This is a genomic window from Capnocytophaga canis (genome assembly GCF_000827555.1).
Classification (GTDB): domain Bacteria; phylum Bacteroidota; class Bacteroidia; order Flavobacteriales; family Flavobacteriaceae; genus Capnocytophaga; species Capnocytophaga canis.
Window position 1 is genome coordinate 11,198 of record NZ_CDOI01000157.1, and the last position, 15,724, is coordinate 26,921.

The 15,724-nt window shown below is 36.4% G+C and carries 11 protein-coding genes; 6 read left to right on the top strand and 5 right to left on the bottom strand.

Translation table 11 applies throughout. The features are described 5' to 3' along the window. Positions 1–2: 2 nt before the first annotated feature. The 6 genes from CCAND38_RS07425 (at position 3) to CCAND38_RS07450 (ending at position 10,771) form a co-directional block, all read left to right on the top strand. The gene (locus CCAND38_RS07425; protein WP_042344631.1) at positions 3–2,963 is read left to right on the top strand and encodes a leucine--tRNA ligase; all 2,961 of its coding nucleotides are present in this window, start codon (positions 3–5) and stop codon (positions 2,961–2,963) included. Positions 2,964–2,998: 35 nt separating this feature from the next. Beyond that, complete coding sequence (locus CCAND38_RS07430; protein ID WP_042344632.1) at positions 2,999–4,213, top strand: hypothetical protein; 1,215 nt, start codon at positions 2,999–3,001, stop codon at positions 4,211–4,213. Between the two features lie 384 nt (positions 4,214–4,597). Beyond that, the gene (locus CCAND38_RS07435) at positions 4,598–7,513 is read left to right on the top strand and encodes a restriction endonuclease (RefSeq protein WP_042344658.1); all 2,916 of its coding nucleotides are present in this window, start codon (positions 4,598–4,600) and stop codon (positions 7,511–7,513) included. A 42-nt stretch (positions 7,514–7,555) separates the two neighbouring features. Then, positions 7,556–8,554 (top strand): virulence RhuM family protein, encoded by a 999-nt coding sequence (locus CCAND38_RS07440; protein WP_042344633.1) that lies wholly within the window; start codon positions 7,556–7,558, stop codon positions 8,552–8,554. Between the two features lie 35 nt (positions 8,555–8,589). Beyond that, positions 8,590–8,892, top strand: coding sequence for a hypothetical protein (locus CCAND38_RS07445; RefSeq protein WP_042344634.1), 303 nt, complete (start codon positions 8,590–8,592; stop codon positions 8,890–8,892). Further along, positions 8,882–10,771, top strand: a complete 1,890-nt coding sequence (locus CCAND38_RS07450) for a site-specific DNA-methyltransferase (protein WP_042344635.1) — start codon at positions 8,882–8,884, stop codon at positions 10,769–10,771. The genes CCAND38_RS07445 and CCAND38_RS07450 overlap by 11 nt, the downstream gene beginning before the upstream one ends. Before the next feature lie 68 nt (positions 10,772–10,839). Here the strand turns inward: CCAND38_RS07450 and CCAND38_RS07455 are convergent, their stop codons facing one another. The 5 genes from CCAND38_RS07455 to CCAND38_RS07475 form a co-directional block, all read right to left on the bottom strand. After that, positions 10,840–11,820 (bottom strand): UDP-glucuronic acid decarboxylase family protein, encoded by a 981-nt coding sequence (locus CCAND38_RS07455; protein ID WP_042344636.1) that lies wholly within the window; start codon positions 11,818–11,820, stop codon positions 10,840–10,842. 441 nt (positions 11,821–12,261) lie between these two features. Continuing rightward, positions 12,262–12,957 (bottom strand): uroporphyrinogen-III synthase, encoded by a 696-nt coding sequence (locus tag CCAND38_RS07460; RefSeq protein WP_042344638.1) that lies wholly within the window; start codon positions 12,955–12,957, stop codon positions 12,262–12,264. Positions 12,958–13,085: 128 nt separating this feature from the next. Further along, positions 13,086–14,219 (bottom strand): 2-amino-4-hydroxy-6-hydroxymethyldihydropteridine diphosphokinase, encoded by a 1,134-nt coding sequence (gene folK / locus CCAND38_RS07465; RefSeq protein ID WP_042344640.1) that lies wholly within the window; start codon positions 14,217–14,219, stop codon positions 13,086–13,088. A 180-nt stretch (positions 14,220–14,399) separates the two neighbouring features. Further along, positions 14,400–15,080, bottom strand: coding sequence for a YiaD family glycine zipper/OmpA-like lipoprotein (locus CCAND38_RS07470; protein WP_042005741.1), 681 nt, complete (start codon positions 15,078–15,080; stop codon positions 14,400–14,402). A gap of 30 nt (positions 15,081–15,110) precedes the next feature. Beyond that, the gene (locus CCAND38_RS07475) at positions 15,111–15,584 is read right to left on the bottom strand and encodes a lipocalin family protein (protein ID WP_042344641.1); all 474 of its coding nucleotides are present in this window, start codon (positions 15,582–15,584) and stop codon (positions 15,111–15,113) included. Positions 15,585–15,724: the final 140 nt, after the last annotated feature.

A 15,724-nucleotide genomic window follows, 5' to 3' on the forward strand; every position in this document is an offset into this window, starting at 1 on the left:
AAATGAACTATAACCATAAAGACATCGAAGCCAAATGGCAAAAATATTGGTCAGAAAACCAAACTTTTAAGACAGAAAACCATTCAGAAAAACCGAAATTTTATGTATTAGATATGTTCCCGTATCCATCGGGAGCGGGGTTGCACGTAGGGCATCCGCTTGGGTATATAGCATCAGATATTTTCGCACGATACAAACGCCACAAAGGCTTTAATGTGTTGCATCCGCAAGGGTACGATTCGTTTGGGTTACCTGCCGAGCAATACGCTATACAAACAGGGCAACACCCCGAAAAAACCACTCGTGAAAACATCGCTCGTTATCGCGAACAGCTTGATAAAATTGGCTTTTCGTTCGATTGGAGTAGAGAAGTAAGGACTTCAAATGCTGATTATTACAAATGGACACAATGGATTTTTATTCAATTGTTTCATTCGTGGTATAACAACACTACCAATAAAGCGGAAGATATCCAAACACTTGTCCAGCATTTTGAGAAATCCGGAACGGAAAACCTAAATGTGGCTCAGACCGAAGAGCTTCATTTTACCGCTGAGCAATGGAAAAATTACAGCGAAGAAGAAAAACAAAACATTTTACTGAATTATCGTTTGGCGTTTCGTGCCGAAACTACCGTTAATTGGTGTCCGGCTTTGGGAACGGTTTTGGCGAACGATGAGGTGGTAAATGGCGTTTCGGAACGAGGCGGATATCCTGTTTTTCAAAAGAAAATGACGCAATGGAGTATGCGTATTACCGCTTATTCCGAGCGATTGTTGCAAGGCTTAGAAACGGTGGATTGGAGTGAATCTGTAAAAGAAAGCCAACGCAATTGGATAGGAAAATCAAAAGGGGCGTCAATCAAGTTTAAAGTTCTAAGTTCAAAGTCCCAAGACGTTGAACCTGAAACTTCAAACGTTGAACATATTACCGTTTTTACAACAAGACCCGACACCATTTTCGGCGTAACTTATCTTACTTTGGCTCCTGAACACGAATTGGTTTTACAAATCACAACCGAAGCACAAAAACAAGCCGTTTTGGATTATATCGAAGCAACTTCTAAGCGTTCGGAAAGAGATAGAATGGCGGATACCAAAACTATTTCGGGAGTGTTTACGGGAGCGTATGCCGAGCATCCGGTTACTAAACGACCTGTTCCTATTTGGATAGGCGACTATGTGTTAGCAGGTTACGGAACGGGAGCTGTAATGGCGGTTCCTGCGGGAGATGAACGTGATTATGCCTTTGCAAAACATTTTGCGGGTGCGGAAGGAATGCCTGAAATCATCAATATTTTTGATAAAGATATTTCGCAAGGGGCTTACACGGAAAAAGGTGGTTTCAAATTGCAAAATTCGGATTTTCTTAACGGAATGGATTACGAAGAAGCTACCGAAAAAATTATCTCCGAATTAGAAAAATTAGGTGTAGGAAAATCAAAGGTAAATTATCGTCAGCGTGATGCTATTTTCTCGCGTCAGCGGTATTGGGGTGAACCTGTGCCTGTTTATTATAAAAACGGAATGCCCTATACTTTGCCACTTTCTGCCTTGCCGTTGGAACTTCCTGAAGTAGAAAAATACCTCCCAACCGAAGATGGCGACCCTCCATTAGGGAACGCAAAAGAATATGCTTGGCATGAGGCTGAACAAAAAATAGTAAGTGCCGATTTGATTGATAATCAATCGGTTTTCCCTTTGGAACTTTCCACGATGCCGGGTTGGGCGGGGTCGTCTTGGTATTGGCTTCGTTATATGGACGCACACAACGAAAAGGAATTTGCCTCGCAAGAGAGCCTAAATTATTGGCAAAATGTAGATTTGTACATCGGTGGAAGCGAACACGCCACAGGGCATTTGTTGTATTCTCGTTTTTGGAATAAATTCCTCAAAGACAGAGGGTTTATACAAGCCGAAGAGCCCTTCCAAAAAATGATAAATCAAGGAATGATTTTAGGGACGAGTGCCTTTGTATACCGATTGGAAGGTACAAATACTTTCGTTTCCAAAGGGCAAATTGGCGACAAAAAAGTACAACAAATTCACGCCGATGTTTCACTTGTAAATGCTTCATCGGAATTGGATATTGAAGGGTTTAAACAATGGCGACCTGATTTTGCGGATGCGGAATTTATTTTGGAGAATGGAATCCCCCTAACCCCCGAAGGGGGAACTAAGGGCGGAAATGCTACAAATAGTTCGCCATCAACAGGCTCAAAAGCTCCCTCTCCTTCGGAGAGGGCGGGGGGAGAGGCTTATATCGTTGGTCACGAGGTCGAAAAAATGTCAAAATCCAAATACAATGTAGTGAATCCTGATGATATTTGTGAGCAATACGGAGCCGATACATTGCGTTTGTATGAAATGTTTTTAGGTCCGTTGGAACAGGCAAAACCTTGGAATACCGCAGGAATTACGGGAGTTTCAGGCTTCTTGAAAAAATTCTACAATCTTTATTTTGATGGCGATGCGGTTTTTATTTCTGACCAAGAACCGACCAAAGAAGAATACAAAATCTTGCATACGCTCATCAAAAAAGTGGAGTACGACATTGAGAATTTCTCGTTCAATACTTCGGTGTCGGCATTTATGATTGCGGTAAACGAATTGCAAAAAATCAAATGCAACAAACGAGCGATTTTAGAACCAATGGCAGTGCTGATTTCGCCGTATGCACCGCACATTGCCGAAGAACTTTGGGAAGTTTTAGGTCATAATGAAAGCATTAGCCGAGTGCCGTTCCCTACTTTTGAAGAAAAATATTTGGTGGAAAGCACCAAAGAATATCCGGTGTCGTTCAACGGAAAAGTGCGTTTCAAAATCGAATTGCCTTTGGATATGCCCAACGAAGAAGTGGAAAAAATCATCTTGGCAGACGAACGCACCCAAGCCCAACTTGGTGGCAACCCTCCGAAGAAAATCATCGTGGTGAAAGGGAAAATCGTGAATGTGGTGGTGTAGTTACAAAAATTAAATATATCAATCAATCAACCGTTATGGAAATAAAAAAAAGAAGATTAGACAAAGTAAATATTCCCGAAGAAGATTTAGGGATAAGTGTTGCAGAATTAATGCAACTTCTAAATACAGATATTAAAGAAGAATTGTTAAAAGAGCTAGAAATTGAGGATATAAAAGATGATTTTATTCCCATTAAAGGAGCAAAAACACTTTTTAATTCTCAATTAGCTATACAAAATAAGTTTGTAAAACTAGATTTGTTAAGTGGTTTACATGATATATCTGTTTATGACGGAAAGGAATTTAGTGTGAATTTTAAAAATATCGCTAACCTTTCCGATTTACCCAATGTAAGTAGCAAAAGTATTGTTGCATATCCTATATACTCTGCTCAGAGAGATTTTTTTAGTAATCTTTTTAATATGGAAAAATATGCTAAGACACTTATAGAGAATGGTAACAAAAACATAATTGAAAAGAATTTTGAACTTTTAAGACAAGAGTGCGATATTCGTAAAAAGTATAGAATTCTATACAACAAATCGGATAAAAAATATTATTTGAGAGCTATTATATCAAAAGATCGTTACTATGATTACAATAATTCTGTTGTTGTGGTACTAGGTCTTCTCACTCTGTATCGTGAAATGAAAAATAGTAATTCAAATTATTCTTTAATGCGATGTGAATATAATGAGTCTTATATAAGAATGTTTTTTGATACGTCAAAGACAAAAAATATAGATGAATCTGTTTTTGTGAAAAATATTGTTGAAATATCAAATGATGAATTAAAAAGAGAATCGTTTAAATTTCACGCAAGATGCACAATTAATTATTCTCGTGAAGAAAATAGTGGGGAGATTTTTATTTCTTCTAAAGATATAAAATCTAAAGTATTTTCAATTAATCATAGCCAAAGTCCGAAGAATGCAATACCTGTGTTGGCTCAAATAAATAACTTGGGAGGGATTCATAGGCAGTTTTATGATGATGTTCTAACGATAAATAAAATTCAAAATACGGAGCAAATAAAGTTTTTGGTTAGAAGGAAAATAGAGAATGCTAGGAATGAGGATGTAAAAAAATATCAGTCAGAGATTTTAAATGAATTGATAAAAACGACTACTAAAAATATAGTTGACTTATTGGAGTTATTTAATAAAATTCAAATTTTAACAAGTCAAGATATTGAAGCAGGTGAATACTTAAGATATGTATTTTATGAAGCCTTAATTGATAGAAAGTGATAAACTTTTTATTTGATCTACAGCCTTTATATTACAAAGTAGCTAAAATCATCGACGATATGAACGAGGTAGTCAAAGCCCGAGGCAAGAAAAAATAATTTCATATAATCAACCGTTCATTTGACCTGTTTTTGCCTTTTGAGAGGCAGAAAAGTTTTAAACCACACAGAAATATAGAATAAAATCTATGTATCTATGTGGTTTAGCTATAAATAGTACCCAAAATAATATTTAACGTGTTTAACTTTTTCCGCTCATAATTTTCTTCTTTACATCATAATTTTGCAAATACATCTTTTCCGTTGTAAATTTGTCGAGGTTGAAAAGATAAGCACTTTGTCAAAGTTCGAAACCTTGACAAAGTATAAAAAATATGATAGTGAAATGAAACTAAAACAATTTCAATACGAAACGCAATCTTATCAGGAAGATTGTATCCGTAATATTGTGCAGATTTTTGAAAATTTGCACGAGCAAGATTCTTTTGAAAAAACACTTACCGAACACAAAAACAAAAATCAATACTCTTTTTCTGTACAAAATGCCAAAAACATCGATATACTGATGGAAACAGGTACAGGAAAAACCTTTACTTTCATCAAAACGATTTTTGAACTGAATCGAAATTTTGGTTACCAAAAATTCATTATTCTCATTCCCACGGTGCCCATTCGCGAGGGAACGAAAACCAATTTGGAAGATACCAAAGCCTATTTCAAAGGGTTGTATGCCAATGAAAAGGAAAAAGAAATAGAAGTGTTTACTTACGAGGGCGGAAACATTTCGGCGGTCAATAATTTTATTCATTCACAACATTTGTCGGTGTTGATAATGACGCCAAGTTCCTTTTCGAGCAAGGATAATATTTTGAACAGACCTTTGGAACGCGAAATCAATAATTTATTCACTTACCAAAACCCAATCCAAACGCCCAAAACCTATTTGGAGTGTCTCAAACAGCTCAATCCGATTGTGATAATGGACGAACCCCACCGATTTGACGGCGATGCATTTAAAAAGTATTTCGAAGGGTTTAATAATTATTACTTGCGTTTTGGGGCGACTTTTCCACGAAAAAAAGACAGCGTACAGCTCTCCAATGTGGCGTATATGTTGGATAGTATTTCGTCTTTTCGCCAAAATTTGGTAAAGAAAATCGTGGTCTATACCCAAGATATTGTAGAGCGTATAGATACACTTGTGGGGATTGAAAAAAAAGGTTCCAAAAACATCGCTTTGATTGACACACTTAGCAATGGAACCATTGTGCGAAGAGAAGTAGGCGTGGGCGGAACATTTAATGAGGTAACTATCAAGAAAATCAACAAAGACAATATCGTATTGGAAAATGATACTATTGAAAAAGTAGATTATTCCCTTACAGATGAGTCGCTCCGTGCGATGATTTCAAAAACTATCGAGATTCATTTTCAAAAAGAACAGATGCTTTTTGAGCAGGGTATCAAAGCCCTGTCCTTGTTTTTTATCGAAAGTGATACCCGCTTGTTTCGTGGCGATAATCCGAAAATTAAAATCATTTTTGAAGAAGAATTTAAAAAGAAATATGACGAGGTTATCGCTACCCTTGATGCCAATTCAGCCTACTATCACTATCTGAAAAACAGCTTTGATACGGACGGAAATTTGCAAGTGCATAAAGGGTATTTTTCGGGCGACAAAGGAAATACCGACCAAAAAGTAAAAGCAGGGGTAGATGAAATCTTGCGAGACAAGAAAAAACTTTTGTCCTTTGAGAGCCCTACGCGTTTTATTTTCTCCATTTGGGCGTTACAAGAGGGGTGGGACAATCCCAATGTATTTACCATTTGCAAACTCTCTAACCAAGGAAGCGAAATCTCTAAACTGCAACAGATAGGACGTGGGTTGCGTATCTGTGTGGACCAAAATCTGCAACGAAAAACTTTTAAAAATCTCAATAACAATCAAGAGGAATTTTGGAAAATTAACAATTTAGATGTTGTCGTATCGAGCAAAGAACAAGGATTTGTAGAAGGTATTCAAAAAGAAATTTTAAGTAATTCGTTTCTTGTTTCTGAAAATTTTACCGAAAAAGAAATCATTCATATTTTAAAAGAAAAAACCACTTTTGATGATGATACTATTGATTTTTTGATCAATGATGTTTTGCGAGGCGAAAAATTGATTGTGCGTAAAGCGATTATTGATGGAGAACGCATCTTCGAAAAAGCCGATAATTTTGTTACGCTACTCAAAGAGCAAAATCTTCCTGCCGAGCAAGAAAAAGCCCTGTTACATGTGTTTGTCTCACCTAAGGAGCTGAATACTTTTATAGATAATGGCAACAATAAATCAGGAGATAAGAAAAAAATATTCATCAAGCAAAACCATTTGCAGGAGTTCAAAACCCTTTGGAATACCATCAGCCAAAATGCCTTTTATGTATTGGATACATTGGACGAAAAAAGACAACAGCAACTCATTGAAAATATCAAGACCGATATAGAAAATTTGCAAATCCATCAAGTCTTGTTACAAACCAAAAGAGAAATTCTCAATGTAGATAAAATAGACCGAAAAGATGCCATTACTACCGAAGTAGTGGGAGTGCAACAGCGTAAAAATCAAGTGGATATTTTGAGAATGGTACAATGGATAGCCAATAAAACCAAAACGCCACTTGCCTTTGTAGTACAGATTTTTAATGCGTTGAACGAGGTGTTTAAAACCCAAACCATAGCCAATAATCCTGCACAAGTGCAAAAGGAAATCGTAAAAATCATAGAAGACAATCTCATCAATACTATAAAAGCCCATATCCGATACGACGGCATCAGCGGGAAAGCCCTTGCCAATGTATTTCAAACGGAAAATGACAAAACCTATCTCAAAGAAGGGAGTGTAGGCAAATTCCAAAAGGATATTGATACAGATTTTGCCCTCAAAGAAAAATGGATTTTTGAGGAAGTCATCGAGTACGATAGCGATTTTGAATTGGAAGTGATAGAAAAAGACCCCAATATTTCGGAAATAGCCATTTTTGGGAAGTTGCCAAAACTCAAAATCAAAACTCCTTTGGGCGAGTACAACCCTGATTTTTGCTACGCCATTAAAGGCGAGCAAGGCAATAAAGTGTTTTTGGTGGTAGAAGCAAAAGGCTATGAAACCTCTGGCGATATTTCTAAAAAGGAAAAAGCTAAAATCGATTTTGCTAAAAAATATTTTGAGAAACTCAATGAATATTACAAAAAACAAAATATAAAAATCTCCTTTAAAGAACGAATAAAAGGACAGCAATTATCGGCGTTAGTAAAAGGGTAAGTTTTGGCACTTTGTCAAAGTCTGAAAAATAGTAAAAAGAAAATGGAAAATCAAAATAAACAAATCATCATCTACCAAACCACCGAAGATAACCAACTGAAAGTCCGTTTGGAAGACGAGAATATTTGGCTCACACAACAACAATTAGTAGAGCTTTACCAAACAAGTAAATCGAATGTAAGTGAGCATATTAGCCATATCTTTGAGGAGGGAGAATTGCAGGAAAATTCAGTTGTTCGGAAATTCCGAACAACTGCCACCGATGGCAAAACCTACAATGTAACACATTACAACCTTGATATGATTATCTCCTTGGGTTATCGCATCAAATCGCACATTGCTACCAAATTCCGTATTTGGGCTACAGAGCGTCTCAAAGAATACATCGTAAAAGGCTTTACCCTCAATGACGAACGCCTGAAAAACCTCGGCGGTGGCAACCATTGGAAAGAACTTTTAGATAGAATCCGCGATATTCGTTCGTCCGAAAAAGTAATGTATCGGCAAGTACTGGACTTGTACGCCACTGCTACCGATTACGACCCCAAGAGCAAAGTGAGTCAAGATTTTTTCAAAATCGTGCAGAACAAACTCCACTACGCTGCACACGGCAATACGGCAAGCGAGGTGATTTATTATCGTGTAGATAGCGACAAACCCTTTGCTGGGCTAACGAATTTCAAAGGCTCACAACCCACACAAGCCGAAGCAATGATTGCTAAAAATTACCTCAAAGAGCAAGAACTCAAAGTACTCAACAATTTGGTAGCGGCGTATTTTGATTTGGCAGAGCTCAACGCCATCGAAGAGCGAGAAATGAAAATGGCAGATTATGCACGAGAGCTAGACAATATCCTCTCCTCCACAGGGCGAAAAGTACTGACCGATGCAGGAAAAATCTCCACCGAAAAAGCCAAAGAAAAAGCCCTCACCGAATACCGAAAATACAACGCCAAAACCTTATCAAGCGTAGAGGAAAGCTATCTAGAAACCCTCCATCAATTGGAAAAACAAGCCAAAAAAGAAAGCAGGAAGAAATGAACGACAAACAAACATAAACCAATACCCCTTTGAAAATGGAAAAGAATAAAATTATACAATACAAATCATTATTTGATGAAGTTGTACATTTCATTGAAAATGAAGTCAAAGAAAAAATAGAAGTGTGGTATGCTCGTGAGCTACAATCGGTGTTAGGATATGCACGATGGGAAAATTTTTTGGTTGCTATACACAGAGCAATAGACTCGTGCAAAACACAGAATATCAATGTGGATGACCATTTTCGTGACCTCACGAAAATGGTCTCTTTGGGAAGTGGCTCACAGAAGAATAATCATTTTTGTTCAAAACAAAAAACAAATCAAAATGAACGATAAACAAAGATTCATACAACAGGGATTTTCTGTATTAGACACAGAAAACAAGGAAAATAAATTGATAGATTTTATAAAAGAACACTATCCACAGGTACTGAAAGACGGCGAACTCAATCTTGCCGAACTCAAAAGCGTTTTAGGCTTACCCATTGATGAAAAAGTAAACGGCTATGGACTGAACTTTGTAGGGCGTGGCGTGGCTCGTGCCAAATACGCACAAGAAACCCAAAAAGAATTATTGCTGAACCGAACACTAAGCAAGGACATTGACACTACCCAAAATATGGTACTCAAAGGCGATAATCTCGACAGCCTAAAACTGCTAAAACCCCATTATAGCGGTAAGATAAAGTGCATCTATATAGACCCGCCCTACAACACCAGTAGCGATGAGTTTGTATATCCTGATAAGTTTGACCGCGAAGAAGCCGAAGTATTGGGCATAGCCGATAACCTCTCCGAAGAGGATTTTGACCGAATGGAATTTTCTTTCAAAACCAAAAAAAGCCACAACGGATGGCTTGCCTTTATGTACCCACGCCTTCTATTGGCAAGGGATTTACTCGCAAAAGACGGCGTTATATTTATCTCTATTGATGATAACGAACAAGCCAACCTCAAACTCCTTTGTGATGAAATCTTTGGAGAAGAAAATTTTGTGGCGGATTTTATTCGTAAAACAAAGTCCACAACAAATGACGCAAAAACTGGCGTAAATTATCAACACGAATTTTTACTATGTTATGCTAAAAATATCGAAAAAATAGACCGTCTGAAGGGAGGTCTTAAAGATACTACAAAATATACCAATCCAGACAATGACCCTAATGGCAGGTGGGCTGTTACTGACCCATCAGCCAAGTCTGGGAACTTTCAAAATGGTTATTTCCCAGTAATTAACCCTTATACAGGTAAGGAAGATTATCCACCAAAAGGAATGTTTTGGAGGTTTTCTAAAAACACGATTCAAAAACACATAGATGAAGGACGTATCTGTTTTAAAAAAGAACATAAACCCGATGAAAGAGGATTTATCTATAAAAGATATTTAAAGGACCTTAAAACTTTGGATAGTACATTGGATAGTTTGAACTTTACAGATAACAAGTATATGAACCAAGTAGCCACCAAAGAATTAAAAGAAATGGAATTGGTAGAGTATTTTTCTTATCCAAAGGGAGTTAAATTTGTATACGATATTATAAGTTCTTGTACCCAAGACAATGATATCATTCTTGATTTTTTCGCAGGTTCAGGCACCACGGGACACGCCGTAATGGCACTTAATGCCGAAGATGGGGGCAATCGCAAGTTTATCCTTTGTCAGATAGACGAGCCTATCGCCGAGGGTAAGCCTGCCTATCAGTTTTGTATAGACAACGACCTACCGCCTGTAATATCCAGCATCACCATCGAGCGTTTGAGGAGAGTATCCTCCCTAAATCCCTCCGAAGGAGGGACTTCTAATAAAGGAAAAGCTCCCTCTCTTTCGGAGAGGGTGGGGGGAGAGGAATTGGGCGAGGACTACGGTTTTAAAGTCTTTGACCATACCAACGCCCCAAAACTCACCCAAGACAAAAACGGACAAATTGTGTTGCCCACCCTACACAACGATGCCCTTTCGCGTATCTATACAATGATTTTCAAAGTAGGTTTAGACGAGCCAAGCCAAGTGCCACAGGAGGTTTTAAAGGATTGTATATACAAAATCGGTCATTATTATTACATTACCAACAGTCAACGCTTTAGTGAAGATTATTTTGCTAACGTCATTAAAGATATTTCCAAAAATAACGGTAAAATCTTTGTAGATGGGTGGACGACAAGTCTCAACGCTACGCTACAATACTACAAAGAAGAAATACAAATTGTATTTTAGTGTAGAGATGAGACACGTCTCTTTTTTACCAACGCCAGAAGGGTTGAATTTTTTATGATTAGTGGAGGTTATAAATAATCTTCAAAATTTCGATGTTCCTTTTTAAGAAGTTCTTCTTTAGGTAATGATTTGAAGTAGTTATACGTCCGTAGCATCCCTTCTTTTCGGCTTATACGAGGTTCCCATCCCAGAATTTCCCGTGCTTTGCTAATATCGGGTTGTCGTTGTAGAGGATCATTTTCTGGTAGAGGTAGATAAGTGATTTTCTGTTGAGTTTGAGTAATTTCTAAAATTTCCTGAGCGAATTGATTGATAGAAATTTCTTCTGGATTGCCGATGTTTATAGGATAAATATAGTCGCTCATCAGTAATCGAAAAATACCTTCAATTTGGTCACTTACGTAACAGAAAGAACGTGTTTGCTCTCCATTTCCAAAGATGGTAAGATTTTCTCCTCGAAGCACTTGTCCGATAAAGGCAGGTATTACGCGTCCATCATTCAGTCGCATACGTTCCCCATACGTGTTGAAAATCCGCGCGATACGTGTTTCCAATCCGTAAGAACGATGGTATGCCATAGTGATGGATTCCATGAAACGTTTGGCTTCGTCATATACTCCACGAGGCCCAATAGTGCTTACATTTCCGTAGTATTCCTCCGATTGCGGATGCACCAAGGGGTCTCCATAAACTTCAGAGGTCGAAGCTATTAGGATACGAGCTTTTTTATTTTTGGCCAATTCCAATAAATTGTATGTGCCGATAGAACCTACTTTGAGCGTGTGTATAGGTATTTTGAGATAATCAATTGGACTTGCAGGAGAGGCAAAATGTAGGATATAATCTAAATTTCCCGGAACGTGTACAAATTTGGTTACGTCGTGATGTTGAAATTCGAAGTTAGGGTCAGGTAACAGATGCTCTATGTTTTTGATGTCTCCGGTGATTAAATTATCCATAGCGATGACATAAAAACCCTCTGTAAGGAAACGTTCGCATAGATGCGAACCTAAAAAACCTGCTCCGCCCGTGATAAGTACTTTTTTCATTGCTTTATTTTTTCACGAAGGCAAAGATACGGAAAACAAATTATTTTAAATTCACTACACATATAAACTTTCAGCAAACAAAAGAAGGAATGGCGAATCAAAATTCTCAACATGAAAAACTTGTAAGTCATATTCTCAAATTATATTTCTTCAATGAAATATTCTAAAAAATAATCAAAAAAAGGTAATTTGAGACGTTTTTATGAGAATATTTTATTCATTCAATTGTAAAAAATGTTAATTTTACTATAAAATTTGCTATGATATGTGGATTGATAAAAAATAACACTACCTTTGCAACGAAAAATTAAAGTTAATTTAGAATCTCCTTGTAAGAAATTCTTTCTGGAAAAATCTAAAGAGATGATTACAGAAATTTAGATGTTTGAATATGAAAAAATAAACGAAAGATTTCAAACAGGAGATTTTTTTTAAAGTCGTTTAAATAGCTTTGCCATCATTAACTTCTCTATAATCTTTCTCAAAATATACAGTACACGCATCTATAACACAATCAATCGTAGGCTTCTTGGCAACAACTACGTTTTTTGTGTATTTCGATGCCTCATTAGCTGTGGTTGTCCCAATACAAAAGCAAATTTGATCCGAAATGAGGTTTTTCTGCATATAACTTATCACACCTGAGGGACTAAAGAATAGAATAGCTTTGATAGGAATTTCAATTTCACGAGAACAAAAATTTGTGCGATATACTTCGTATTCTTTATGTGTTATATTGTTGTTTTTTAATATATTAGGTAGTACATCTCTACGCAGATTTCCACAGAAAAATGTGATGTTATCTTCAGTGTGATTTTGCAGTATATAGTCTCCTAATTCCGTTGCATATTCTCTATAACAAAGTACTTTCCAACCATTTCTTGTCAATAAATCAGCTGTTTTTTCACCTACACAGATTGTTGTAATTTGCTTCAGAGAGTCAATGTTTCTGTTTCTGAGTATACTCTTCACGGCGTTTTGACTTGTAAAAAGCAAAAGATTTCCTATTCTGTCCAATTGAATATCAATATATTCAGTAGTAATAAAATCCCATTCTACCAACTGATACCCCTTGTTTAATAATCTATTTTGTTGGTCAAGATTTAATTTTTTTGTTGATAAAATAGGTGTAAGCATATAATAATCAGAGTTTTATGTTGTGACTTGAAACGAAAATCACACCGTTCAAAATAGTAATGTAATTTTACCTCCAATTCAATATTTTATCGTCAGAAGGAGTTGCTAAAAGCTGAGGTTTTACGTTTCTATTTTGAAAAATTGCTTATTTTTTGAATTATATAATCGTAATCTTCCTTATTTTTGACAAAATCCAAGCACGTAATGTCAATAATAAGTGTATTTTCCATATTACTTTGTTGAATAAACGATAAATACTCTTCCTGAATACGTTTTAGATAGTCCGCAGATATGTTTTTCTCATAAGATCGTCCTCTTTTTGCGATATTTTCAATCAATCTGTCTGTATTTTGGTATAAATATACGTATAAATCGGGTTTTATAATTTGATTATGCAGTATGTAAAACAATTTTCTGTATAGAATAAATTCATCTTCGGTTAGGGTGACTTTTGAGAAAATTAAAGATTTAAAAATATCGTAGTCAGATACCACAAATTGCTTGAATAGATCCAACTGCATCAATTGTTCAGAAACGGCCTGATACCTTTCCGTAAGAAAGGACATTTCAAGAGTGAACCCATAACGTTTTGGGTTTTCATAAAACTTTGGTAAAAACGGATTGTCGGAAAAGCGTTCTAAAATGAGTTTTGCGTTGAAATCTTCTGCAATTTTGGTTGCTAAGGTTGTCTTTCCTGCTCCAATGTTTCCTTCAATGGCAATATAATTGTAGTTCGCAAAAGGCGAATTGAATCTTGGAGAGATAAGTTTTTCAGTTATTTTTTGGATATCCGAAGTGTCGGATGTCTCATCTTTTAGCGTTGCGATGCTCTTCTGAATTACAGGATGTTTTTTTTCTGAAGCAATTTCTGCTAACGGAAACAAAACAAATTTACGATTTGGAAGCTGTGGGTGTGGAATAGTCAATTCGTTCGTATTCAATGTGATGTCATCGAAAAGTAATATATCCAGATCGATGCATCGCGATTGATACCCCTTTTTTAAGCTCGACCGAACTCTTCCGAGCTGTCTCTCAATATTCAAAAGTTCTGTCAAAACCTCGGTAGGTGTCAACCAAGTTTTTAACAATAAGCATACATTGAAAAACGCTTCACCTTCAAAACCCCATGAAGGCGTTTCATAAATTGATGAAATATTCCTTACGCTTCCTATTTTTTCATTTATAGCGTTTACAGCATCTTGCAGAAATCTTTTCCTGTCGCCAATATTACTTCCTAATGATATGTAAACCTCGTGCATCATACGAGGGCAAAGTTACGAAATTTGACCGTAACATAAATTTAAACGAGGATGTTTTTTATTCGGTTGGAACTGTACTTGTAAATCTCTTCTCTTGATTGTATGTAAGGTTGTAAAAAAGAAACTGTTCGAAAATTTTCGAACAGTTTCCCTCTTTAATTTTACGTTTAAAAATATTTAGAATTATTGTCCTGCTTCTTTTTGAGCTTGTTCCTTCATTTTTTCGTTTGGAACAATTACCACATTCACACGTCTGTTTTTAGCACGACCTTCAGCAGTAGAGTTGTCATGTGTCGGTTGTTCTTCTCCAAACCATTTTGTAGTGAAACGATCTGATTTTAAACCTTGTTTAATGAAGTAATCTGTCACAGATTTTGCTCTTCTTTCGGATAATTTCATGTTATAAGTATCACTTCCTGAGCTATCTGTGTGTCCGATAATAATTACATTAGTCTCAACATACTCTTTAAGTACATCGACTAACTTGTTCAATGTTTCTTGTGAAGCCACATTCACATCCGATTTGTTAGTATCGAAATAAACACCACTGTTTTCATCAAACGTTACGATGATTCCATCATCAACACGTTTTACTTCAGCTCCAGGAATTTCTTCTTCAATCTTTTTAGCTTGTTTATCCATCTGGTTTCCGATAACAGCTCCTGCTGCACCACCAACCACCGTTCCGATAACGGCTCCGATTTCACTGCTACCTCCTTTGACATTATTTCCTAAGATAGCTCCCAATAAAGCTCCTCCGGCTGCTCCTACTACTGCTGCACGTTGTGTTTTGTTCGAGTTATTGTAGGCATCACACCCCATTAACATAGTTGCAGAAAGCAACACGATTCCTATTTTTTTCATCTGTTTAAAAGTCTATTTTAAGTTTTTTAGCTATTTTACAAAGTTCATCGAAATAACAAAAGGCTTACCATCAACGCGTAAGGTTTGTTCCCAAGTCATTTTATCGTCAGAAAGATATGCCAAGTGCATACGAATCCCCTGATTCGTTTCCGACTGATATTTTTCATTGGTTGGTTTCAGTAAAAAATCGTAATAGCCTGATGACTTATCAATTTCTTGTATTGTGAAAACGAAGTTACGTTGTCCCGTTGAACAATCTCCATTCTCAATCGAATATGTTCCACGATTGTTGTTCGGAACGAATTTCCATTTACTTCCCTCGAAACATTCTTTGGAAGTGTCGTTCAACAAAGTGATGTCATATTTTCCTGTTTGGTTGTAGGTTACGGATTCCAATATCCACTCCCCTTTAATTGTTTTATTTGCGACTCTTGATTCCTTGGGTTTGTTCCCTCCACAAGCAACCAAAAGCATGGCAAACAATAGAAATGTAAATTTCTTCATCTTCTTTTTAGTGTTATATTATTACTGCAAAAGTAAGCATTGTTTTTTAGTTCGTGGAATAATTAACGAAAAATTAACTGATTACGAAATTAATTTCTCATTTTCCTCCAAAAAAAATATGGAAAAAAACGGAGCATAAG

Excerpts from the sequence above, each read along its gene's own strand:
- CCAND38_RS07430 (WP_042344632.1), top strand. The coding sequence starts at position 2,999 with ATGGAAATAAAAAAAAGAAGATTAGACAAAGTAAATATTCCCGAAGAA.
- CCAND38_RS07440 (WP_042344633.1), top strand. The coding sequence starts at position 7,556 with ATGGAAAATCAAAATAAACAAATCATCATCTACCAAACCACCGAAGAT.
- CCAND38_RS07455 (WP_042344636.1), bottom strand. The coding sequence starts at position 11,820 with ATGAAAAAAGTACTTATCACGGGCGGAGCAGGTTTTTTAGGTTCGCAT.
- CCAND38_RS07460 (WP_042344638.1), bottom strand. The coding sequence starts at position 12,957 with ATGCTTACACCTATTTTATCAACAAAAAAATTAAATCTTGACCAACAA.
- CCAND38_RS07450 (WP_042344635.1), top strand. The coding sequence starts at position 8,882 with ATGAACGATAAACAAAGATTCATACAACAGGGATTTTCTGTATTAGAC.
- CCAND38_RS07425 (WP_042344631.1), top strand. The coding sequence starts at position 3 with ATGAACTATAACCATAAAGACATCGAAGCCAAATGGCAAAAATATTGG.
- folK (WP_042344640.1), bottom strand. The coding sequence starts at position 14,219 with ATGATGCACGAGGTTTACATATCATTAGGAAGTAATATTGGCGACAGG.
- CCAND38_RS07470 (WP_042005741.1), bottom strand. The coding sequence starts at position 15,080 with ATGAAAAAAATAGGAATCGTGTTGCTTTCTGCAACTATGTTAATGGGG.
- CCAND38_RS07475 (WP_042344641.1), bottom strand. The coding sequence starts at position 15,584 with ATGAAGAAATTTACATTTCTATTGTTTGCCATGCTTTTGGTTGCTTGT.
- CCAND38_RS07445 (WP_042344634.1), top strand. The coding sequence starts at position 8,590 with ATGGAAAAGAATAAAATTATACAATACAAATCATTATTTGATGAAGTT.
- CCAND38_RS07435 (WP_042344658.1), top strand. The coding sequence starts at position 4,598 with ATGAAACTAAAACAATTTCAATACGAAACGCAATCTTATCAGGAAGAT.